The 22,609-nt window shown below is 52.4% G+C and carries 20 protein-coding genes, 1 tRNA gene and 1 other RNA gene; 10 read left to right on the plus strand and 12 right to left on the minus strand.

Annotation, left to right across the window (positions count from 1 at the left end):
• The first annotated feature begins 27 nt into the window (after positions 1-27).
• Positions 28-993 (plus strand): hypothetical protein, encoded by a 966-nt coding sequence (locus WCV85_01340; GenBank protein MFA6473497.1) that lies wholly within the window; start codon positions 28-30, stop codon positions 991-993.
• A 118-nt stretch (positions 994-1,111) separates the two neighbouring features.
• Positions 1,112-3,460, plus strand: coding sequence for an IPT/TIG domain-containing protein (locus WCV85_01345; protein MFA6473498.1), 2,349 nt, complete (start codon positions 1,112-1,114; stop codon positions 3,458-3,460).
• Between the two features lie 76 nt (positions 3,461-3,536).
• Here the strand turns inward: WCV85_01345 and WCV85_01350 are convergent, their stop codons facing one another.
• From WCV85_01350 to WCV85_01390, 9 genes are all read right to left on the minus strand, one after another.
• Positions 3,537-3,803, minus strand: coding sequence for a GIY-YIG nuclease family protein (locus WCV85_01350; protein MFA6473499.1), 267 nt, complete (start codon positions 3,801-3,803; stop codon positions 3,537-3,539).
• Positions 3,804-3,934: 131 nt separating this feature from the next.
• Positions 3,935-4,010, minus strand: a tRNA-Asp gene (locus tag WCV85_01355).
• A 93-nt stretch (positions 4,011-4,103) separates the two neighbouring features.
• Positions 4,104-4,445 (minus strand): 50S ribosomal protein L20, encoded by a 342-nt coding sequence (gene rplT / locus WCV85_01360; protein MFA6473500.1) that lies wholly within the window; start codon positions 4,443-4,445, stop codon positions 4,104-4,106.
• Positions 4,446-4,451: 6 nt separating this feature from the next.
• Positions 4,452-4,649 (minus strand): 50S ribosomal protein L35, encoded by a 198-nt coding sequence (locus WCV85_01365; protein ID MFA6473501.1) that lies wholly within the window; start codon positions 4,647-4,649, stop codon positions 4,452-4,454.
• A 412-nt stretch (positions 4,650-5,061) separates the two neighbouring features.
• Positions 5,062-5,583: a translation initiation factor IF-3 gene (gene infC, locus WCV85_01370; protein ID MFA6473502.1), complete on the minus strand. Its 522-nt coding sequence runs from the start codon at positions 5,581-5,583 to the stop codon at positions 5,062-5,064.
• 215 nt (positions 5,584-5,798) lie between these two features.
• Positions 5,799-6,197: a transfer-messenger RNA gene (ssrA, locus tag WCV85_01375) on the minus strand.
• Between the two features lie 147 nt (positions 6,198-6,344).
• Entirely contained in the window at positions 6,345-6,797 is a 453-nt protein-coding gene (smpB, locus tag WCV85_01380; GenBank protein ID MFA6473503.1) for an SsrA-binding protein SmpB, read from the minus strand.
• Positions 6,798-6,867: 70 nt separating this feature from the next.
• On the minus strand, positions 6,868-7,296 hold the full coding sequence (locus WCV85_01385) for a hypothetical protein (GenBank protein MFA6473504.1): 429 nt from the start codon (positions 7,294-7,296) through the stop codon (positions 6,868-6,870).
• 3 nt (positions 7,297-7,299) lie between these two features.
• Positions 7,300-7,743 (minus strand): hypothetical protein, encoded by a 444-nt coding sequence (locus WCV85_01390; GenBank protein ID MFA6473505.1) that lies wholly within the window; start codon positions 7,741-7,743, stop codon positions 7,300-7,302.
• A gap of 102 nt (positions 7,744-7,845) precedes the next feature.
• Between WCV85_01390 and argS the strand changes: the two genes are divergently transcribed.
• Both argS and WCV85_01400 read left to right on the plus strand, forming a co-directional pair.
• Entirely contained in the window at positions 7,846-9,480 is a 1,635-nt protein-coding gene (gene argS, locus WCV85_01395; GenBank protein MFA6473506.1) for an arginine--tRNA ligase, read from the plus strand.
• A 60-nt stretch (positions 9,481-9,540) separates the two neighbouring features.
• Complete coding sequence (locus WCV85_01400) at positions 9,541-10,683, plus strand: glycosyltransferase family 1 protein (protein MFA6473507.1); 1,143 nt, start codon at positions 9,541-9,543, stop codon at positions 10,681-10,683.
• Between the two features lie 416 nt (positions 10,684-11,099).
• Here the strand turns inward: WCV85_01400 and WCV85_01405 are convergent, their stop codons facing one another.
• From WCV85_01405 to WCV85_01415, 3 genes are all read right to left on the minus strand, one after another.
• A complete protein-coding gene (locus WCV85_01405; protein MFA6473508.1) occupies positions 11,100-11,516 on the minus strand; it encodes a hypothetical protein in 417 nt (138 codons plus the stop codon).
• Between the two features lie 102 nt (positions 11,517-11,618).
• Positions 11,619-11,822: a hypothetical protein gene (locus WCV85_01410; GenBank protein ID MFA6473509.1), complete on the minus strand. Its 204-nt coding sequence runs from the start codon at positions 11,820-11,822 to the stop codon at positions 11,619-11,621.
• Complete coding sequence (locus WCV85_01415) at positions 11,823-12,230, minus strand: hypothetical protein (protein MFA6473510.1); 408 nt, start codon at positions 12,228-12,230, stop codon at positions 11,823-11,825.
• A gap of 129 nt (positions 12,231-12,359) precedes the next feature.
• Here WCV85_01415 and WCV85_01420 point away from each other — a divergent pair, with 129 nt between their 5' ends.
• The 6 genes from WCV85_01420 to WCV85_01445 all read left to right on the plus strand — a co-directional run bounded on the left by WCV85_01420 (position 12,360) and on the right by WCV85_01445 (position 22,606).
• A complete protein-coding gene (locus WCV85_01420) occupies positions 12,360-15,902 on the plus strand; it encodes a class I tRNA ligase family protein (GenBank protein ID MFA6473511.1) in 3,543 nt (1,180 codons plus the stop codon).
• Complete coding sequence (gene recO / locus WCV85_01425) at positions 15,899-16,660, plus strand: DNA repair protein RecO (GenBank protein MFA6473512.1); 762 nt, start codon at positions 15,899-15,901, stop codon at positions 16,658-16,660. The genes WCV85_01420 and recO overlap by 4 nt, the downstream gene beginning before the upstream one ends.
• A gap of 223 nt (positions 16,661-16,883) precedes the next feature.
• On the plus strand, positions 16,884-17,699 hold the full coding sequence (locus tag WCV85_01430; GenBank protein ID MFA6473513.1) for a hypothetical protein: 816 nt from the start codon (positions 16,884-16,886) through the stop codon (positions 17,697-17,699).
• 88 nt (positions 17,700-17,787) lie between these two features.
• Positions 17,788-19,857 (plus strand): hypothetical protein, encoded by a 2,070-nt coding sequence (locus WCV85_01435; GenBank protein ID MFA6473514.1) that lies wholly within the window; start codon positions 17,788-17,790, stop codon positions 19,855-19,857.
• Between the two features lie 3 nt (positions 19,858-19,860).
• Positions 19,861-21,912, plus strand: a complete 2,052-nt coding sequence (locus WCV85_01440) for a polyprenyl synthetase family protein (protein MFA6473515.1) — start codon at positions 19,861-19,863, stop codon at positions 21,910-21,912.
• Positions 21,913-22,033: 121 nt separating this feature from the next.
• Positions 22,034-22,606 (plus strand): hypothetical protein, encoded by a 573-nt coding sequence (locus WCV85_01445; protein MFA6473516.1) that lies wholly within the window; start codon positions 22,034-22,036, stop codon positions 22,604-22,606.
• The last annotated feature ends 3 nt before the right edge of the window (positions 22,607-22,609 follow it).

Consider the following 22,609-nt stretch of genomic DNA (forward strand, 5'->3'; position numbering starts at 1 on the left):
TGGTTTACGCCGTGGTTTATAGTGAGCATGACATTATTGGCAATAGTCGTCACTGCAAGTATTGGTTTCAATACGAGCGTTGGGATTATCTACCTTTTTGTCTGTGCTTGCCGCTTAGCCTTCATCGGCGGCAAATCAGCTGGCGTCATAGCAATCATCGTTTCATGCGCAGTTATTGTATTCATGGCAGAAAATGCCGTGAAAGATCGGTCGCAGGACAGCCTGATTGTGCTCTATGCAAAAGTAACAGCCGACTTGCATAAGAACAATAAGGAAGCAGCTTCGACATATGTCCCTGGAGCTGCACAGACGAGCCAGTTAATCAGAGGTGTGGAGGAAGTTGAAGCTCTGCACACCGAGGCACTTGAGGTTGTAGTGGATACCGCAATCGCCTCCCAAGTTGGTCAGACCGGCTTTTCAGGTGGGGTTGAAAATTCTCAATTATTCAAGGCGGCTCAAATAGTCAGAAAGAATATTGAGGATTATAAAACAGTACTCCGAGCAGGAGGGTTGTTAAATCCTGAGGTGACTAAGCCGAAGTCAGTTGACCTCACGGTTGACTTAACCGATTCGGACGGAAGTACAGTCACCGTACTTCCGGGTGAAAAAATCGAGTTCAGTGTTAAATTCGCACATTACTCGATTATGCCGGTTTTTTTCACCGATCCGAATGGAACAACACGAACCATGTCGGATAACTATGTCGATGCAAACGGTATGGTCATCGACGATCCGGATGATCGTTTCGTAGCCCCTGCACTACCTCGGTACGGCACAATTTACCGAGTGGGCGATGGGCTGTGGAAACCATTAGGCATGGGTGTCACTATTGTTGAAAAAAACGACAGTGGTGCGCCTATAGAAGTTACCTTTAGCGTCAACGACATCAAGTCGAGCTTCAATAATTCGCATACCTTTGATGACAACAAAGGAAAACTAATTATTCAGCTCCATGAGTCAGACATCGTTGAAGGGTATGCTTCAGCCTATTAACATCAAATTACATTGAACGTTGAAGAGCCTTTGCAGAAATGCGGGGCTCTTTTCTTTTTCCCGCAGAAATGCTATACTACTTGTGAAAATAAACCTCCTCACAAGTAACTCTTTTTTTATGGTCCAGACCCTTCGTCGAACCATTCTTACCCTCGTCACACTCAGCGTGGGCTTTTTTCTTATCCCCGCTGCGGTGCACGCAGCGTATGGTGATACGTCCACGTTCCTGGGCAAAGTCTACAGCGGTGATGGTGGCACACGTACCCAAGCTTTGCTGGATTTCCCTGAGGACGTAGAAATTGCCGCAGATGGTACGTTCTACATTGCCGATACCTACAACAACGTCATTCGGCGGGTAACCCCAGCGGGTGTGGTTTCCACGTACGCGGGAACCGGGGAGTATGGTATGGGTGATGGCGCAGCGAACAAAGCGCTGTTCGCGTTGCCGCGCGGGTTGGCCCGAGACAGCGCGGGGAATGTGTACGTGGCAGATTCGGCGAACAATCGTGTCCGGAAAATTTCTGCAGCTGGAGTAGTAACTACAATTGCTAGTGGGTTGAAGAACCCGCAGGGCGTGCTCGTCAGTGGCAGCACGGTGTTCATTGCGGACACGGATGGGAACATCATCCGGAGAGTATCAACGACCGGTGGAAAAGTCACAACTGTCTCAACTCAGGTGAAGCGACCCAAGAAACTTGCGCTCAGCGCAGATGGTTTGTATTTGTACGTTGCAGATAGTGGCAGTTTCCGGGTGCTGCAAGTGCGGATTAGTACCGGGGTGGCCACGGTGGTCGCGGGCTCGGGTGCGGCTGGGTATGCAGAAGGTGTGGGTGCTGAAGCACGGTTCCGGAATGTATACGGCGTGACGCGCGATGGAAATACGTTGTACGTCAGTGATGGAAACGGCCTCACGGATTACGTTCGGGCTATTGATCTGACGACCAAGCAGACGTCGCTCTTTGCCACAGACTTCCGCATGCAAGATCTGAACTTCCCGGCTGGGTTGCGTGCCTACGGCGCAAATGTGTATGTGGCGAACTCTGGCATTGGGACCATCCACCGGTACAGCAAGACCACCCCCACTGACGAAGAGGCATACATTGGGTCAGTACGTTTTGGGAATACCAACGGAGCACAGGCAGATGTGCTGCTGGGCCGGCCTGCTGCTTTTGCTATAACGGCAGATGGGGCAGTGATGTACGCCGCAGTGAACAATCACATTCGCAAAATTATTTTGGCCACTGGTGAAACTTCCACCATCATCGGTGATATCGTTGATGACTACGGTGAAGGACCGGCCGACCAGGTGAGTCCACGAACCCGGTTCAGTACCATTGCATCGCTCGCTTTGAGTCCGGACGAAACCAAGCTCTACCTCACGGATCGGTGGAATAACCGGATTCGGCAGGTCACCTTGGCTGGCACGCCAACTTCCGCCTTGGTGAGTGGTGCGGGGTATATTAATTCTAGTGGCAGCACAAATAATGGCTACCAGGACGGTATAGCATGTGCAACGGAAACTTTGGCGCAGGCCGGGTGTGCGTACTTCCGCGCACCGCAGGGCATTGCAGTTTCACCTGATGGAACCACGCTGTACGTCTCGGATACGGGGAACCATCGCATTCGTACGGTGCGGATAAGTGACGGGCAGACTGCACTTCTTGCTGGGTCAGGCGTGGCTGGCTTTAAGGATGGTACCGGCGCTGCGGCGCAGTTCAACATTCCCACGCGCATTGCCCTCAGCCCAGATGGAGCAACCTTGTACGTCGCAGAGCAGGGGAATCATCGCGTCCGTGCGGTTGCGGTTGCAACCGGGGTCGTGAGTACGCTGGCAGGCGCTCGCCAAGGTTTTGCTGAAGGGATTGGCGCGGTTGCATCTTTCTCCGTACCGGTTGGTATTGCCGTGGGGCCTTCAGGTGAGGTGTACGTCACTGCAGACCGGATTATGGTCATTCAACCCAAGACCAGACTCGTGACGCTTGTATCTGGCTCTGGTATTCGCGGGTTGCGGAATGGTGTTCGATTGGGCACACGTTTCAATAGTTTGGCTGGGATTGCGGTCAGCCCCGATGGCAAGAAACTGTACGTCGCAGACAGTTGGAATGACCTAATTCGAACCGTAGACATTGTAGGTGGACCCAAGTTCAGCCAAGCTGCGCCAACCTTTACTCGGTTCCTGGTACCCCGGCTGAAGCAGGGGAAGACGGCAGTGCAGACCGCGTACGTTGATATTTTTGGGAAGAATTTCCGCAATGGAACGCAAGTTACCATTGGGTCGTACCGGATGAAGACATTTGTGAAGTCCAGTACGAACGTGAATGCCCTTATCCCGATTGGAAAAATGAAACCGGGGATTTACGATGTGAAAATTGTGAACCGGGATTCCCAGCAAGTCATCAAACGAGGCGCGTTTGGTGTGCTGGATAGCAAAGGAAACTTACCCCGGATTTTTTTTCGGGTGCAGTAGGGAGATTGTATTATTGAAGCTTTCTTCGGGGCCCCCGCAGATGTGGCGCGCAGTCCCGCACCAGGACGAGCACCCTTTACGGCTTTAGACCCTTGATAAGTCTCTCTTTCTTTCCGCGTGACCATTTTTTGAGTTGCAATTCTCTTTGGCGTGCTTCAAGTAGCGTGGGAAAAATTTCAACATGAACAATATCACCAGGACCATGCTGTGTAAACCATTTTGCTCCAGTTTTGCTGTTGTGTCGTTTCATCCTATCTGCTGGCAGTAATCCCGTACTGCCAATATACAAACTTCCATCAGCACAGCGTGCGATGTAGAGGTAGAACTTTTCTGGACTAGTCATTTACGTATTTCCGTATAGTGCCTCTCGGCTTCGCTCGAGACATTCGACTCGCACTAACACTTAGAATTGGTCGAAGTCCTGAGTCATACGAAGGACGAAGACCATGAGCGAGCCCTTTAGGGCGAGTCGAATGGCGGACCCGAAGGGAATCGAACCCTCGATCTTCTCCGTGACAGGGAGACGTGTTAACCGCTACACTACGGGTCCAGAGGACTGCGGGGCGAGTGTACCATGAAGCCTTTCCCATTGCCAAGGTCGCGGCGTGCGCTTGCGCACCGCGTTTGGAGTAGGGGAAGCGGCTTAGCGCACCAGATCAACAATACCCTTGAAGGTTTCTGGGTAGAACTCTGCCAGCTGCGCCAAAATCTTCCGGTCAACTTTAATGTTGGCCTTGATGAGTTTGCCCATGAAGACACTGTAGGACATCTCATGCTGACGGGTGCCAGCGTTAATCTTCACTTGCCAGAGCGTGCGTGCATCGCGCTTCTTCAGGCGGCGGTGGATGTAGGCGTAGCGGCCGGCTTTGCGGACAGCAACTTTGGCCAACTTGATGCTAGATTTACGCTTCCAGCGGTAGCCCTTCGCTCGGGAGAGGAGGTTCTTGCGATGCTTGACGTGGGTTGTGCCTCGTTTGACGCGCATAGGTACTTAGGCAGAAGGAGTAACCTGCATGATGGCTCGGAGATTGGTCTTATGCGCAGACACGTCCCGGCGCTTTTTCCGCGTGGTGGTGCCAGATTCCCGGGCATTGAAGTGGTCTTGCCCAGCTGCGCGACGCATGACGTTCTTCGCGCCGGTGCGGCGGAAGCGTTTGGCTGTTGCTTTGTGGGTCTTGAGCTTTGGCATACAGGACTAGAATGTAACGGTTTCTGGGGGATACGTCAAGGGGGAGGGGTGGAAGATTGAGGAAATTGGTTTGATTTGGATAAAGCCTAGTTCTTGTAGCACAGGCTTTGACCGGTAAGGGTTACCCCACCTAACCTCCCCTTCGGAAGGGGAGGAAACGTACAAACAGACCTTGGTCTGTAATAAACAAAAAATTCCTCCCCTCTTTTGAAGGAGGGGGTAGGGGGAGGTAACCCTGATGAGTAGACCTTAGTATAAAAACCAGGAATGCAAAAAGAGCATAGACAGTCATCTTGGTTCCGTAATACAGCGGGATTGCCTGTCTCATTGGTAGACAGTTCGTGTTACACGACGCCGCAGCTTGGAGAAGCTGCTGCTTGAGGTGGGGTAACTGGCTTTACACCCTCCCCACCTACTTTTTCTTTCGAATCAGCAGGGTCAGGCGGCCACCCATTTGGCTGACTGGTGCGTCCACCACCACCCCATCGCCCAGGCTGGCAATGAAGTCGTGGAGGATCTTCTTGGCCAAATCCGCCCGGGCGCGTTCACGGCCGCGGAGGATCATTTCCAGCTTCACTCGGTCACCCTTCTCAAAGAATTTTAGGGATTGCTCTTTCCGCATGTTCAGGTCGTGTGCGCCAATTTTCAGGGACAGGCGGATGCCCTTAATTTCTGAGACCTTGGTTTTCGCTTTCTGCTTGCGTTCGGCTTTTTCCTGCTGGTAGAGGTAGGAACCCCAGTCAATAATTTTGCAAATGGGTGGCTGGGCAATGGGGTTCACTTCCACCAGATCCAGCTCTTGCTCGCGCGCGTGCGCCAAAGCCTGCTCGGTGGTCATCGGGCCCAGGAATTTGCCGTCGGCGTCAATCACTTGCACTTGGGGAATGCGAATCTGCAGGTTGACCCGGAAGCGTTTGGTACTTATACGGATTATGGGTTACACGGAAGGAGATAAGGGGAGTATAGCAGATTTCAATTCGTTAAGCCCCATTTTGGGGATTGTACTCAGCTCTCCTTCACCCCGGTAAGTTCGTACACGCAAGACGAGCTGGTGCGAAATACTAACTCGTGTGCCCCTCGACTCCGCCCTTCGGCTGCACTCAGGGCTACGCTCGGGACACCTCAAAAAGCGTCCATGGACGCTTTTTGAGGTGGAGATGAGGGGTCTTGCACCCCTGTCTAGTTCACCGCTGTTCTACTGGTCGACAGGTTTGGGCCGTTCAAAGGTGGAGGCTGCAGCGCACGGAATGGCCAAGCTCGCTACAACCCGACCTTACGGAGTTCTCAGTTACCGCCAGTAAGGGTAACGGTAACCCAGCCTGGAGTATGGCACTCGCGATTCCCGCACCAGGCTGCGGGGCGAATGGGTTGTCGGTTTTTAGGCGACGACCGGAGCAAACTGAGGCGCGAACGCGTTAGCGAACGCAACCTTCACTTTGCTGACAAAAGACGTGGCAGTTGTCAATTGTCCAACAGTTTTACGCCATGTTGAACGCGGGCGACCTGCACAGCAGAGGACGAGCAAACTATCAACTTCTGAACATCCCCGTTTAGAGAACCAGGGGTGATTCTGTAAACGCGAAGGTTCAGGGTGAGGTATGGGTAGTGGTGTGGCGGCGAGTATGGTCGTAGGGTAAGGTTGTGGGCTAACAGTAAACAAAACCTTATAACTCCACTCGCCGCAACACCCAAACCTTAACCTCTTTTTCGCATCGCCCTTGCCATATCGCGGTTCGTTTCTCGCTTCTTGATACTCGCGCGTTTGTCGTGCTCCTTCTTCCCACGCGCCAGACCCAAAGCGACTTTGACGAGTCCGCGGTTGGTGTAGATGCGCAAGGGGATGAGGGTGACGCCCGCGCTGCGCATTTTTCCAGTCAGCGAGGCAATTTCCTGGCGCTTCACCAGGAGCTGCCTGTCCCGGTCAGGCTGGTAGTGCACTTGCACGGCCGCTGCGGGTTTGTACGGCGCAATGTACGCATGCACCAGCCACAGTCCATTCTCCCGCAGTGAAACATAGGCTCCCTGGAGGTTCAGATTTCCAGTCTTTGCTGACTTCACTTCCGGGCCGGTGAGGGCAATGCCCGCATCCAAGGTTTCCAATACCTCGTAGTTGAAGCTAGCTTTCTTATTGGTGGCGAGTTTGGGCATGCAGACAGTATAGAGGAAAAGAGAAACCCGCGTCGTACCAGTGGCAGACGCGGGGTATTTGAAGGTTTGTTTAGGCGACAGTGGTTGCAAGCGGCCGTAGAAAAATGTACGTGTTTCGTTGTCGTTCTATGACCAGCTTGAAAGCCTGAGCATTTGGGGCTTCGTAGGCTAGACAGAAGATAATGAAGATATCTTGGTAGACCCGATTCTTCTGCTCGTCTATCAGACTACTCCTGCCGAGCGCTTCCAATTTTGCAGCAGTCATAATATGGAGTAGCGCGGCTACTTGCGCTGGTACTTCAGTACCTGGGTAGTAGAGATTCGGGCTGCTGATGTGTCCTACCGCTGCAGTTTGCAGAAGTGCCGGAATAATCCGTCGTATGTCGACTTCGGCTTCCGATCCGAGGAGCGCATCGGGCAGTGCCGCCTCACCAATTGTGCAATGGCCATGTGCTTCCAATTCGCGTCGCAGTTCTAAGAAGAATTGTGCATTTTTCATCGATCAATTCATCTCCATGGATTGCAGGTCAATATTGAAGAACGGGTGGTTCCGACGTTCGGCCAACCAGAGGTCGTATGTGTTTTGCTTGGGTTCAATGAAAGCCCAACATAGTGCCAGGAATGCGTCGGTAAAAAATCCCCGCATCTCTTCGGCACGAACTCTGGTGTTGATACGACTGAGGCGAATGTCGCAAATTTCCTTCAGCCGCTGCGCCATATCACCCGGCTGCTCATACGCAACATTGAGTTTGTACGGACAGTCCGTTGCATTCGCAACACGGTGAATGGAAACTTCAAGGGTCGACCGAACGAGCTCCAACCGCGCCAGGTGCTCAAGGGCATGATCGATGCCGTTTGCATCATGGCGCTCATCCAAATCAACTTGAATGAGTTTCTCAAAGGCGCGTTGCGTGTCGAGGAAGTAGGTGTTCGCTGGGTGATCCATGCGGATCCTCCTTTCAAGGATGACGATGTTTCAGGTTTATGTTGACCTCGCACCTTACAAGAACCATGCTTTTTTGTCAAGCATGCGTGGTATACTGCACCCATGCACATCCGATTCGAACTCCAGAAAATGCTCCAAGAACTTGTTGGGGCTGATGCCTTGAAGGTTAAGGTGGAACGTCCAAGTTCCGCTGAACATGGTGATTACGCAACTAGCATCGCTTTAGCGTTGGGCAAGCAGCAGGGGATTGCGCCGCAGCAGGCCGCCAGCCAGCTGGTGGAAAAACTCAAAGCTCAGGCGCACCCAGCCATTGGCGATATTTCCATTGCTGGGCCCGGGTTTATGAACTTGCGCTTGTCTGATGCGTGGCTTACTGCACAAGGCGTGGCAGCGGCCAAGAGCGTTGCTGGTCTGGGCAAGAGCATGTTACACAAAGGTGAGCACGCGCATTTGGAATTTATTTCGGCCAACCCCACTGGTCCGTTGACATTGGCCAATGCGCGTGGTGGCTTTTTGGGTGATGTCTTGGGGAATGTTCTGCAGCGCACAGGCTATAAGGTCGTTCGGGAATTTTACGTGAATGACCGGGGCAACCAGGTGGGCGTTTTGGCAGAGTCGGTGCTGCGGCGCTACTGGCAGCAGCAGGGGATTACCATTGACTACCCCGAGACGTGCTACCAAGGCGCGTACGTGGACGAGTTGGCGCGGAAGCTGAAGCTGGCAAATTATAGAATGACGGACGTGGCCAAGATCCACGAGATTCGGGACAAGATTAAAGACAAAGTCGTGGCAACGATGCTGAAGGAGATTCAGCGCGTGGTCACCAAGACCATGGGCATTACCTTTGATAACTGGCTATCTGAAAAAGCACTGGTTGCCTCCGGCGTACTGGACAAGTTGCTGGCAAAACTCAAAGACCAGGGCATGATCTACGAAAAAGAAGGCGCCACCTGGTTGGCGACCACCAAGTACGGAGATGATAAAGATCGAGTCTTGGTGAAAGCGGATGGGGAAATGGCGTACTTCTTACCGGACATTGCCAACCACTGGCTGAAGTTCACCAAGCATAAGGCAAATGTGGCCATCAACATCCTGGGTGCGGATCACCATGGGTACGTGGCTCGCATGCGCGCCGCAATGCAGGGCTTGGGTTTTGACAATGCCGCGCATCAGTTTCACCCCATCATCATCCAATTCGTTCGCCTGCTGCAGGATGGCAAAGAAGTGAAGATGTCTAAGCGCCGGGGGACATACGTGGAAGCGGAAGAAGTGGTGGAAGAAGTTGGTTTGGACGCGGCGCGCTTCTTCTTCCTGATGTACGACCCCAACACGCACCTGGATTTCAACCTGGACGCGGCCAAAGCGCAGAATGAGAAGAACCCGGTGTACTACGTGCAGTACGCGCATGCTCGTATGTGCAGCATCATCGCCAAGACCAAGGGTCTGCCCGTGGCAAAAACCCCGGTGGGGGTATTGCCAGCGTCAGCGCGCCGGCTTATACTCGAACTCCTCCGCTGGCCTGAGGTGCTGGAAGACGTGAGCCGCGATTACGGCGTGCAGCGCATTCCGCAGTACGCCCTGGATCTGGCGCGGACCTTCCACGATTTCTACACGAATGTCCGGGTGATTGATAACGAACACGTCCAGAGCTTGCCGTTCACGCTGGTTCGCGGTACAAAGAATGTACTGGCAGATGTTCTGGACACGCTTGGCATCACCGCGCCAGCGCACATGTAGCAAAAGTGTACGGAGACCGGCCCACTTTGCAGCCTGCTTCCTTCCATAGCAAACGTCCCTATGCGCATCGGCATTGATTGTCGAACCATCCTCAACCCCGCATCGGGTGAGCGTGCGGGCGTGGGGCACTACGTGGATAGCTTAGTCGTCCATCTGACCAAGCAGTACCCGGATGTGGAATTCGTGCTGTATTTTGATTACCGCACGCCGGATTTGGCTGCCTACCAGCGTCCCAATGTGCGGGTGAAGCGCTTCCCATTCTCGCAGTACGGGCGATTCTTGTCGTTTGGGTACACGCACATGCTCATTACTGCATACTTGCTCAAAGAGGGCCTGGATCTCCTGCATGTGCCGGCGGGTTCTGTTCCGCTGACGTACCCCAAGAAGATTGTGTACACGGTGCACGACCTGGCCATTTACCAAAATCCAGAGTGGTTCCCATCCTCCTTCATCTCCCGCTCGCTGCTGGTGCCGCAGAGTTTGCGCAAGGCAGATGGGATCATTGCCGTGTCACGGAGTACTGCCACAGATTTACGGAAACTTTTCAACACCCCGGCCAAAAAAACCTACGTGGTGCACCACGGGTTTGCCATAAAGAAAATTCCGCTGAAGCGCCGGATACTGGAAACCCTGGAGAAGTTCAAACTCCCTCCACGTTACTTGCTTTTTGTTGGGACCATTGAGCCCCGAAAGAATTTAATCCACCTACTTCGTTCCTACGCCAAGTTGCGGGAACGTGTGCCGGCAGTGGCAGATGTGCCGCTCGTCATTTGCGGGCAGCACGGGTACCATGCGGAAGAAGTGATGCAAACTATGCTGGATTTGAAGCTGAAGCGGAATGTCCGCTACCTGGGGTACGTCAGTCACAATGAGAAAGTGGAACTGCTGGGTCATGCCAGCGCCTTTGTCTTCCCCAGCTTGTACGAAGGGTTTGGGCTGCCAATACTAGAGGCCATGGCTTTGGGCGTTCCGGTCATTACCAGCAAAATTTCTTCCATGCCAGAGATTGCCGGCAAGGCTGCGCTGTTCGTGGATCCCAGTAATGTAGATCAGCTCGTCCGCGCCATGGCCGACGTGCTCACCAAACCTGCGGTGGCCAAGCGTCTGGCTGAAGCCGGACCTGAACAAGCCAAGAAATTTTCCTGGGACACCTGCGCTCAAGAAACCATGGAGGTGTACAAGAAGGTGATTGGGAAAAAGTAGGGTGGGGAAGCCATAGAGTCTTCTGTTCATACAACTCAGAGCGGCTTTCCCAAGCCGCGTTGGTTTGTTGGTGACGAAGGAGATTGCAGACAGTCCTTTGTGCAGAGCAAGATTCTTCGAAGACTCAGAATGACAGAGGCTTGTACAGTCAGTGCCTCCCCCTTAGAAGCAGCTTCTCTAAGCTGCGGTGGATTGAAGATTAAAGTGAGGGTAGCCCGGGTCCCTTGACCCGGGCGTTTTCCATTAGGCAAGGTCAAGGGACCTCGCCTACCCGCGTGGAGGTGTGGGTAGCTGCGCGCCCTCGCTCGCGGCTGAGGAATAGCAATGTACTATCAAGGCCAAAGCGAGGGCTTTGGCCTACCCAAGGTTGGTAAATCACAAAAACCCCGGCTCATGGAGAGTCGGGGGATGATTATTTAGTATTCGTAGTGACTGAGCGGTTTAGGCGCTCGCAGTTTGTAGTACCGAGCGAGCTGTTCGTTGCGAGGGTTGTTGGAAAGCTCAGCATATGCCGCCAGGATTTTTTTCCAAGCTTCGGGTCCATGCTCTTCCAACGGATGGTGGTCGTCCCCCAGACGCAGGAGTACATCGGGTTTCACGCCGAAGACAGGAGGGTGGTTGTAGATTATCAACGTAAAGCCATTGATTGGCCCAGTTGCCAGGAGCTCACATGGTAGTTCGTGCCGGGTTACTAACTCGCAGATGCATGTAAACTCATCAGGCTCCAGTTTTCGTTTCGCATCGCCATGATCCCAGAGGGACTTTTCAAGTTCTTGCATCCAGCGTTGTTCTGCCGCTGGGATTGGGAGGCGTGGGGTTGATTGCGTTGTCATAGGAAAGTACTCTCTTTCTGCTTTTGGTGTTTCCCACACCGTAGCGAAGGGGAAAGAAATCGTCAAGAAAAAGGCTGAACGCGGGTTCAGCCTTATGGTCGACTAGCTGATTGGAGGTAAGAGCACTTCCATGTGGCAGTGGGGACAATGGCAGCTATTCCCGTCGCCCTCTGGGATTTCCAGGAAGCAGGTGCCACAGAATTCTTTCCCGCAGGCCGGACAGTCTAAGTGCTCAGCAGTGCTGTTGCCACAGTTTGTGCACGGTAGCATATTGATTGGATCTTTTCGGACCGTTATGGTCTCCATTTATTCCTCCTTGGAGTTTTGTTGTTCAAATAGAGCAATCTGCTCGGCCAGATCCTTACGCCAGTAGAGGATTCGGTGTTCATCCTCAAGCCCAACGACAAATTTCACGCCGGTGATAACCTTCATCAAACGAATCACTGCCGCCTGTGCCTCCGGAGAAAAACCGAATACAACATTCGGCTTACCAGGTTCAGCGAATTGGATACAATCGTACACAGGGTTTTCTAGATTTGGATTGTCTCCAACGCACAGTTCAAGGGCCATACTATGCTTTGCGTAGTTGATGAAGTTAACCTGACTTAGGTTTTCCAGCGTGCACGGAAGTGTGTTCCGGGGTCCCATTTCAAACTCGACGGTGAGGGATTTAGTTCCACCAGTGCACCCATCGCTTGGGCATTGTTCTGACATATTCACTCCTTATGTGAAAGTTCAATTTCATAGCACTGTAGCAGCTGATAAATTGTTCGTCAATGTGTGTGCGTAGCCCTTGCCAAAAAGTGATTTTTTTTGTACAGTACATTTTGCACTTGTCTTGCTATGGCCAACGCAGCATCACCGCAGAAACCAGCGCAGCAACCCACGCCCTTCCCCGCAATGGAGGAAGAGGTTTTAGATTTGTGGGATAAGCAGCAGGTCTTCCAGAAAACCTTGGCGCAAACCAAAGCGGGGAAGCCTTTCGTCTTTTTTGAAGGGCCACCAACGGCGAATGGCAAGCCCGGCATTCACCATGTGCTGGCGCGTGTGTACAAAGACGTCATTGTCCGCTACCAGACTATGCGCGGCAGGTACGTGGAACGCAAGGCTGGCTGGGACACGCACGGTCTCCCAGTGGAATTGCAAGTGGAGAAGCAGCTGAAAATCTCTGGCAAGCAGCAGATTGAGAGTTTGGTTCCAGGTAATCCAACGGCCAGCATTGAGAAGTTCAACAATGCGTGCAAAGAGAGCGTGATGCAATTCCGGAATGACTTTGAAGTGCTCACCCGGCGGATTGGTTTTTGGCTGGACATGGCCAACCCCTACGTTACCTACGATCCAGCGTATATCGAAAGTGTCTGGTCCATTCTGAAAACCGTGTGGGACAAGCAGCTCATGTACAAAGGCCACAAAGTGGTGCCGCATTGCCCACGGTGTGAAACCACACTGTCCAGCCACGAAGTAGCGCAGGGGTACAAGAGCGTGGTGGATACGTCTGTTTATGTGCAATACAAGGTACAGAGCAGTCCCAATGCAGAAATCCAAAAATGTATTGATGATAAGGACAATGTTTTCATTCTCTCCTGGACAACCACACCGTGGACGCTGCCTGGTAACGTTGCTCTGGCAGTTGGAAAAGCAATCACCTACGTTTTGGTGAAGCACGATGGTGTGCTACGCATTGTCGCGAAAGACCGCCTAGTCGTTCTGGGTGAGGATGTGAAAGTCCAAGCGGAGTTTTCTGGCGAGAGTATGGTTGGCACCGTCTACGAGCCACTGTTTGCTGGGGCAGTCGACAAAGGTTCGTCCACCACTGCCTGGACGGTCTTGGCTGCAGATTTCGTCACCACCACGGACGGCACGGGCGTGGTACACACCGCCGTGATGTACGGTGAAGACGACTACCAACTTGGGAAAGCCATGGGTTTGCCCATGCAGCACACGGTTGACCAGAGCGGAAAGTTTTTACCAACCGTTACCAAGTGGGCGGGAAGGTTTGTGAAGAGTAAAGACGTGGAAGCTGGGATTATCCAAGATCTGCAAGACCGGGGGTTACTGTTCCGCGCTGAACCGCACACGCACGACTACCCCTTCTGTTGGCGTTGCGATACGCCGCTGCTGTACTACGCGAAAGATAGCTGGTTCATTAAAATGTCTGCGTTGCGCGACCAGCTCCTGAAGAATAACGACGACATCACCTGGGTGCCGGGTCATTTGAAGCAAGGCCGGTTTGGGGAGTGGCTGCGTGAGGTGAAAGACTGGGCAATTTCTCGGGAACGGTACTGGGGCACGCCGCTGCCCATTTGGGAGTGCCAGCAGTGCAAGCACCAGGAAATGGTGGGCAGCTACGCTGACCTGCAAGCCAAGGCATCAACCTGGCCGTACTCTGCGCCCGAGCGCCAAATTTTTGTGATGCGCCACGGTGAGGCACAGGGTAATCTCACCGGGACTGCACACACCTACATTGAAACCGATGTGAACGATCTGACCGACGCAGGAAAAGCACAGGCACGTGCCACCGCGGAAAAGCTCCACGGGAAAGTTGACCTCATTGTGACATCTGATTTTTTACGCGCAAAGCAAACTGCAGCGATGGTGAAGGAAATGCTGGGTGGTGATGTACAGGTCATTGAGGAACCTCGCTTGCGTGAAATCCAAGTGCATGAACATGAGGGAAAGCGCTGGGAAGCAATTTTTCAGCTGATGGGCGGAAATGTGGCGCGGGTAGATAAGCGGCATGGGAATGCCGAAACCCTGCGGGAAGTTGCCATCCGCGTACGAGAAGCGGTGGATGCTTACCTCAACGCCTTTCCAGACAAGAGCATTCTCTTCATTTCGCATGGTGATCCACTGCTGGCTTTTGAATGGTTGCTGTCTGGCCAAGGTCCAGAGATGATTGAGCACCCAACCTACTTGAAAACGGGCGCGTACCGCGAAGTGACCGTCCACAGTATCCAACTGAATCCTCACCGACCATACATTGATGATGTGCAACTCGCCTGTCCAAAATGTCAGGGGACAATGGTTCGCATACCAGAAGTGATTGACGTGTGGTTTGACGCCGGGTCTATGCCCTTTGCCCAGTGGCATTACCCCTTTGCAAACCAGGAGCGGGTTGACCAAGGCACGAACTTCCCGGCCGAGTACATTTCCGAAGGCATTGACCAGACACGCGGCTGGTTCTACACCCTGCTGGCTATTAGCACTTTGCTGGGCCGGGGCGCACCGTACCGCAACGTCATTTCCCTGGGGCATATCATGGACGCGAAGGGGAAGAAAATGTCCAAGTCCAAAGGCAACATTGTTGTGCCTGCAGCAGTGATTGACCAGTATGGCGCAGATGCGTTGCGGCTATACATGTTCACCATGAGCCAGGCCGGGGAGCCAAAGAACTTTGACGTACAGGGTGTGGATGAGGTAGTGAAGAAAACCTTGCTCATCTACTGGAATGTGGTTACTTTTGCGACCACCTACGTGCCCAAGGAGCTGTGGGGGAATGCTGTCGCAGCACCAACCAATGTGCTGGATCAATGGGTGCTGGCCCGGCTGGGGCAGGTTACGCAGATAGTGACGGAAAAGTTGGAAGCCTTTGATCCAACTACCGCTGGCCGCGCCTTGCGAGATTTCATTACTGACCTTTCTACCTGGTACCTCCGCCGCAGCCGCGATCGTTTGCGGCCAGGGGAAAGTTTCTCCACCGAAGCCGGGGCAACCCTCGTTTCGGTAATTCGCGCCACTGCGGTGTTGCTTGCGCCTTTTGCGCCGTTCATTGCGGAAAAAGTGTACCAGACCTTGCGGCAGGAAGCAGACCCCGAGAGCGTGCACCTGGTTCCGTGGCCTGCAGCGCAACCGTATGATGAAAAAGTGCTGACCAACATGACCCAGGTTCAGAAGATTGTTGAGCTGGGTCACGCCATTCGGAAAGAGCAGAATTTAAAAATCCGTCAGCCGCTGGCCACGTTGGGAACGTCGGTGCAACTTCCGGAGGCGTACCACGACATTCTCGCCAGTGAAATGAATGTGCTGCAGATCACGGCGGGCGTTGCGATACCCGCAGCCTTTGCTCAAAAAACTGCTGGTGAGGTAACCGTTGGTTTGGATACGCAGCTCACCGAAGAATTACAGCACCAAGGTCTGGTGCGTGAACTGGCGCGGCATGTGAATGATTTGCGAAAAACCGCCGGCTTCACCGTGCAGGACGTGGTGGATGTGGAATGGCAGACTGATGATGCAACACTCCAGCACGCGTTCACTGAGCACGCCAAAGAACTGCAAGAGCTGACGCGCAGCAATACCATTCGCGCGGGTTCGGTAACCAACGTTGCGAGCAAGAAAGAGCTGCTCTTGGGTGGCGCGCGGGTAACCTTTGGCATTCGCAAGCCATGAGCTTGGTGGATGTCCGCGGCGTGGTCCTGGGGCGGAAGGATGTTCGCGAAGACAGCCGGCTGTACACCATCTTCACCCAGGAGCGGGGCAAGGTGGAATTTTTTGGCCGTGGGATTCGGAAAGGGAAAGCCAAGTTGGGTGGGCACCTGGAACCTGGCGCAGTGGTTCGCTGCACCGTCGCACCCGGGAAAACTGGGGAGACCATCACGGCCGTGGAACGCTCGCACGCGCCAACCAGCGCGCAGCAGTCTTTGGCGCACGTGGCCAGTTTAACTTTTCTGCTTGGGGTTACTGACGCTATAACCAAACCCGAAGCGCCGGATGCGCCGCTCGCTTCATTCTTGGAAGAGGCGCTGAGCGCGTTGGAATCACTCCCCGTAACTCTAGCCCTACACGCACGTTTCCGCATGTGGGTGGCGTGGCACATTTTTTCCGCAGTTGGCGTGGTGCCAGACACTACTCATTGCTCGCATTGCCGCAAACCCTTGGTGGGGGATGCGCGCTTTTCCAAGCACCATGGCGGGTGGGTAGGGCAGGAGTGCGCGAACCTGGACCCCACAGCCTTTCCCGTGCCTGCCCAGGTGCGGGACTTCACCCATGCGCTCACGCGGGAGAGCTGGGCAATGATCGCTGATCAGAACATTACTCCCGTAATCGAAACAGACGCAGCACGCGTGACCCAAGCTGAGCTTCATCATGTCGCTGAGCGAGCCATTCCCGTGGAACGCTTCGTGGCTTTCACCCGGGCGCTGGGGTAAGACTCGCCACAGAGTATTGACAAAACCCACAGTTTTGCTAGTTTGAGGTACTTGCTCTTTGACAAAGCAAGACCATGCAACATCGCGGGAGACCGTGCAAATGCTGGTACAAAAGGTACGCCAGCTTTGCGGAGGATTGTCCTCTGATGCATGAAACCTTACGGCTCACGTATTTCGGCCTACATGCAATAGGGTAGGAAGTTCAGGGTGAGAAGGAGGATGTATGTTATTCCAACCAACCGTCACACTGCGGCTGAATTGCTGCCGTGGCAACCACAAAACCGGAGAAATCATTACCGCAGTTGATGACAACACCATTGTTGATTGGGAGAAGAATGAACTCTCCGTACCAAAGGAGCCCACAAATGCTTGGTGTGAGCAACGGGAAGGTACGAAAGAATTTGTAATGATTCCAGTGTACTGCAAAAAGTGCAATGCCTGGACTATCCACTGGTACTCTTCTGTAGTCGGTGGAGGCACCTGGCAAACTGTGGAACCTCACTCGTACAAACGATCATTGCATTTCATGTATCGATCATCCACAGATGAGTGCATTAGTACGAAACTCAATCAGCCAGTCTCGGATCTGATGAATGTAAGTGCCGGGGGTTTCGAGTACCTTTTTGCGACAAATCCAAAGGATAATTGGTTCATCCTTCAGACCTATCAAACTCTTCTCCGCCATTTTTGTGTGTACGCAACAAGTATTTGGCCAAGATGGGCTTTGGAAAAATGGATTAGAGATGAAGAATCACGACGTTTCCCCAAAAGTTTGGAAATGCTGCAGAAGAATGATCGGCAAATTGTTGATTACCAGGCTCTGTCGAATGTCGTTTTTGAGTGCGTTGTTGAATTACACCGGCTGCAAGGGAGCATTCAATCACCAACAATTGCGGAGGTGCGGAAGCGGTTGCAGACCGTGTTAGTTAAGGCTGATGGAGGGTTTGTCACTCAGCTTTCAATGGCAAATGTGCCATTCGTTAGTGCAACCCCAGTGCAGGTTGTGAAATTGCCTGCAGAACAGGCTGACGAGAAGTAGCTTCGTTCGTTCACTATCCGGGATTGCAGAAATGCAGTCCCGGTTTTTCTTTTCCGAATCCCGGTTTTTCGCTATACTGCATGGCACTATGGCAAAACCGAAGGCAAGCACAGCAAAGCGCGTCCCAATCCGAAAATTGAAGTCTGCCGAACCAGACGAATTGCCAGAAAAGCTGGAAGTTGATGCAGCTGACGAAGCGCAGGAGGGTACAACCCCTGTGCATGCGGAGGCTCAGCCGGATGAGGATGTGGAGGCTGATGACGAGCAAGACGAAGCCCCAGTGCGTATGCGCGGGGATGTTTTGGATGCCATTTACAAACCTGTGCCAGGTGACGACGATGACGAAGAGGAATCGTCACAGGATCTAAAAAAAGCCATGCCAAAGTCCAAGAAGAAGCGCCGGCTGATTATTCTCTTCGTCGTGCTTGGGATCCTGGCCGGTGCAACGTTGGCCGGGTATTTAGTTTTCCGTTCTTCGTCACGGTTCAGTGAGCGAGTGCAGCTCACGGCGAAAGCCCCAGCAGGCATTGCCGCTGGCGATGAGGTTTCCGTTGTGGTCACGGTTACCAATGAAGAGCAGATTGCTTTGCAGAATGCGGAGCTCACGCTCACCCCGCCAGAAGGCTTCACCTTTGCCTCTAGCCAGCCTGCTGCTTCAAACGAATTCAACAATGCTTGGCACCTGGGAACGTTGCAGAAATCAGCCGGCACTACCGTAACGGTGAAGGGCCGCTTGGTGGGCGAGCAAGACCAGGAGAAAGTGTTTCGGTTTACCTTGGGCTACCGGCCGTCCAACTTCAACTACGATTTCCAAAAAAATCTGGAAGTGACGGTACGCATCAGCAGTTCCGTGCTGCAACTGCAGCCCGATGTGCCGCTCCGGGTTACCCCTGGGGTGCAGACCCAAATCCCCATCGTGGTTCTGAACACGGGTTCAGCAGCGCTGGAAGACATCCGCCTAGTCGTGGAGTATCCCAGTAGCTTCACCTTTGGCAGTGCTACGCCCAAGCCAAGCCGGGAAGAAAATATTTGGGACATTGCCAGTATTCCAGCGAAAGGCCAAACGAAGATTACGGTTACCGGAGTCATCCAAGGAAATGTTGGCGATACTCCCGAATTCAAATTCCGCGCTGGCCGGGTGCTCACCGGCGAGTTGCAGGTGCAGGCTGAGGCGAGCGGGATTGGTACGTTGGTGCAGCCTGGCTTGCAAGTCACCCTCAATGTGACCAACCCAGGTGGCGGCACCGTACTGTCGTGGGGTGACATGCTGAACCTCTCTATTAGTTACAAAAATGAAAGCGAGAGCAACATGCAAGACGTGACCATTGTTGCAGAGCTGCGGGAGAAGAATGGCGGCGGGAAAGATGTAAAGATTTTTGAACTCGACGATCGATCCGATGTGCAGAAGGGGACGCTGTCTGGCCGCACGTTGACGTGGACGAAAGCCCAAGTGCCTGGTTTGGCAAAAATTGAACCAGGGAAGGGTGGCGACATTCTCCTCCGTCTCCCGGTTCGTTCCGGGCCGGACATTACGGAACAAGGCGACAAGAACTTTACCTCCACCATTGCGGTTCGGGCGTCCGTAGGCAGCATGGATGATGTGACGGGTAAGAATTTTGAAACCCAGGCCAAACCCTTGGAAACCAAGTTTTCCACCAAGCTCAACGTGGAACCGGAGGGGAGGTACTACAGTGATGAGCAGGTACCCATTGGTGCCGGACCACTGCCACCGCAGGTTGGCAAAGAGACGACGTACGAAATGAGCTGGACCTTGACCAACGCCACCAATGAAACCACGCAAATTGTGGTAAGCGCAACGTTGCCAGATGCAGTGGTATGGACTGGCGTACAGAGTGTTACTGCGGGCCAAGCAGTGACGTTTGATCCGACGACGCGGGAAGTGAGCTGGCGGGTGAACCGGGTGCCACCAGGCACTGGGAGTTTGTTCGCCAGTCTGGAAGCGAAGTTTCAGGTGAAAGTCACCCCAGTTGCCACGGATGTGGGCAAGCTCCTGTCCTTGCTTGGGCAAACTGTTGCCACAGCGCGGGACGAGTTTACGACCCAAGATTTGCGGGTGGAAAAAGCGATCATCACCAGCGATTTACCAGGTGACGTTGCCGCGCAGGGCAAGGGGTTAGTTGTCGAAGCAACGCCGTAGGATATGTCTGTGAAGCGATACAAACTCTACCTCGCTTCAGGAATTCGGTTGTGGACCATGTACTTTCAAAAGGCGTACACACCCTTTTTTAATCGAAAAGTTGATCTCTTTCAACCGGCATTGATTGATAAACAGTATACTGGTGATCATCGGAATATTCCCATTCGGATAGCAACGAAAGATCTGGGGGAAATTAATGCTTGTGATGCAATTTTGGCGTACATGAAGATGTACGATACCCAGGATAACGGACCAGCTGGGACGGATAGCACTTGGGAGTGTGGGTATGCTATTGGTAAGGAAAAACCTACCATTATGATAGTTGAGGACATTCAGCACTTAGACTACTACTCAGCGCAGTGGATGGTGACTTTTAGCATCGGAGCAATCTTGACAACGGATAAACAAGTCGCTGAACAAGCGAAAAATCACGATAAGTTTACACACACGACAATACTCTATTGTGACTCAAAAGCGCAGTTTGAGAAGAAAATCATTGCGTACCTTGATCAGTACTACAAGTCCATCTACGCGCGGGAGGGGATAATAAACTACTCGGTTGATCAAGAGCTTCGGGCGTACAGCCAGCAATCGTATATTTCGGGAATCCTTTCTAAGTGTCACACCACAGCATTTTCAAGTTTTGGGGCTGATGCAGAAATATTTGAAAAACAATTTTGCGCGCTCTACGGCCAAAAGAAATTCAAGGCGAATACTGCAACCTATCAGGCCGTATGTAACCACGAAATAGAACGCGCGAGGATTGTACAAAAAATTATAAGAAATGATGTTAAAGATGTGGTGCCATTTTTACAAACTTATATTCGCCAGGCCATACAAAGTCTTGAGGGGAAACCAAGCATCAATAAGGTTGCACAAATGATTTCTTACTGGCTGCAAATCCCAGCGGAAGCAGTCAAAGGCCACAAGCAGGGAAGGAAGAAAACTCGACCTGCTATCTTTTTTGAACTTCACGATTTGGTTAGTCATCACGTAGTAGCGACAGATCGCTACTTTGGTGAGCACTTCGTTTACCAGGCTGGTGCGGTGTTGGAGGTATACAATTGGCTGAACACGTACGCCATTGATGATGTATTCGATAATTCCCGCACGCGACAAGGGCAGTTGACGTTACATGAAAAGTATAATAGTCGAAAAAATGCCATCCTACTCGGAAGTATTGGGCACTGCCTTTCACTTATTTTGCTGCATGGATTGACAAAAGAGAAACCCGTTGTCGCTATGTCTCTCCTCCGCGCCCTCAACGATGTGCAGTTTGTCATGTACCATGGTCAGCAGCTTGACCTACGCTTAAGTTTTTCCTCTCCGAAGTCCCTTCAAACATATCTACGCGGCCATTCCTTGCATTCCGCAATGGAGGATTATTTTTCTCGTATTTATGGGATTTGCGGTTCATTTTATGAAGAGATTGGCCGAATGGCAATGCGGTCAACAAACGTGGGGGCGCAATTTTATAACCAGAAAGCTGCGGAGGACGCATGCATTACTATTGCAAAATACTTCGGCTTAGTACAAATGATCCGGAATGACTTAGGTGATTTACTCCTACCCGAAGACCTTTCAGGAATGAGTAAAGGTATGAAAGATACCTCCCATAATGATGTCATGGAAGGGAAGTTGACGCTGCCTATATTGTATACATTGCTCAATAAACGGACCACGAGCAAAGACCGGAATATTTTCATTCATCTCATAGGAAAGCAACATTTGACGGCAAAGAATCGGAAAGATATTAGCCGAATCATTTGGGAAAGCGGCGCTATCGAATACTGCCTGCAGTTTGTTGCATACTACGCAAAGCAGGTGCGCGAGCAGTATGTAAAGCATATCCATGAAACTCCAACACGGTTAAAGTGGATTCTCAAACTTATGGATGTTACACCTTTAATAAACGTCACCTTTCGTCGAATAGCTATTACTAACGGTTGGCGAAAACTAGAACTTGAGCCCCTCGCGTCGGAGTACCTGTTGAAAATTGAAAAGTTGACTACCCGTGAGGCGTTCTTAGCGGCTTTTTCTCGTAAGAGAAGCTAAACTCTGAACACCAGCACTTGAGCGCAAACACAGCCATACGGGTACCTGGGTTATTTTGACCCTGGCCGCTTTTCGCCGTACACTGAAGGTAATATAAAACGTCACAACCAGGAGGTCGAGCATGAAGGAAAAGATCATTTCCAACTTCGTACCCTTCCCTCAGTGTCCGTACACCGACGCCCCCTATGTGCTGTGGTTTTTTGCACAACGGTATCTGCAAGTGCAGCATCACGTGCCTGAGTACTACCTGTACAAGTGCGAGCTCGAGCGAGATTACATTAGCGGCCTATTTCAATTGCAGCAGGCTTGCTTGCGCGCAGAAGCGGTGAGTACAGACGATATTCTTTTTCAGGAAGCGGGTACTATTGCGCAGCATATTCTTGCAACGAGTAGTTTTAAGGATTTTCGGGGTAGGAGACAGCGTTACACCAGGCGGTTTTGGCGAGCTACTGAGCGATTACTAGCAATTACCGAATACCTGCAGATCCCCATACAATTGCAGGACATACGGTCTCATCAGTGGCTCATCGTTGCCAATTTTGCACATGCCGCAGGGCTTCAAGGATCAGCATTCTTACGCTACGTGCAAAGATTTGGCGAAGAAGCAATTCAACGTCTGGTTATTCATAACGCAGGAGACCTATACTCCACGGTTATGCGGGAACGGGACACAAATGCAAGAGTACGTTGGTAGTGC

The organism is Patescibacteria group bacterium (assembly GCA_041665345.1).
Taxonomy (GTDB): domain Bacteria; phylum Patescibacteriota; class Patescibacteriia; order PEXW01; family PEXW01; genus JBAYJA01.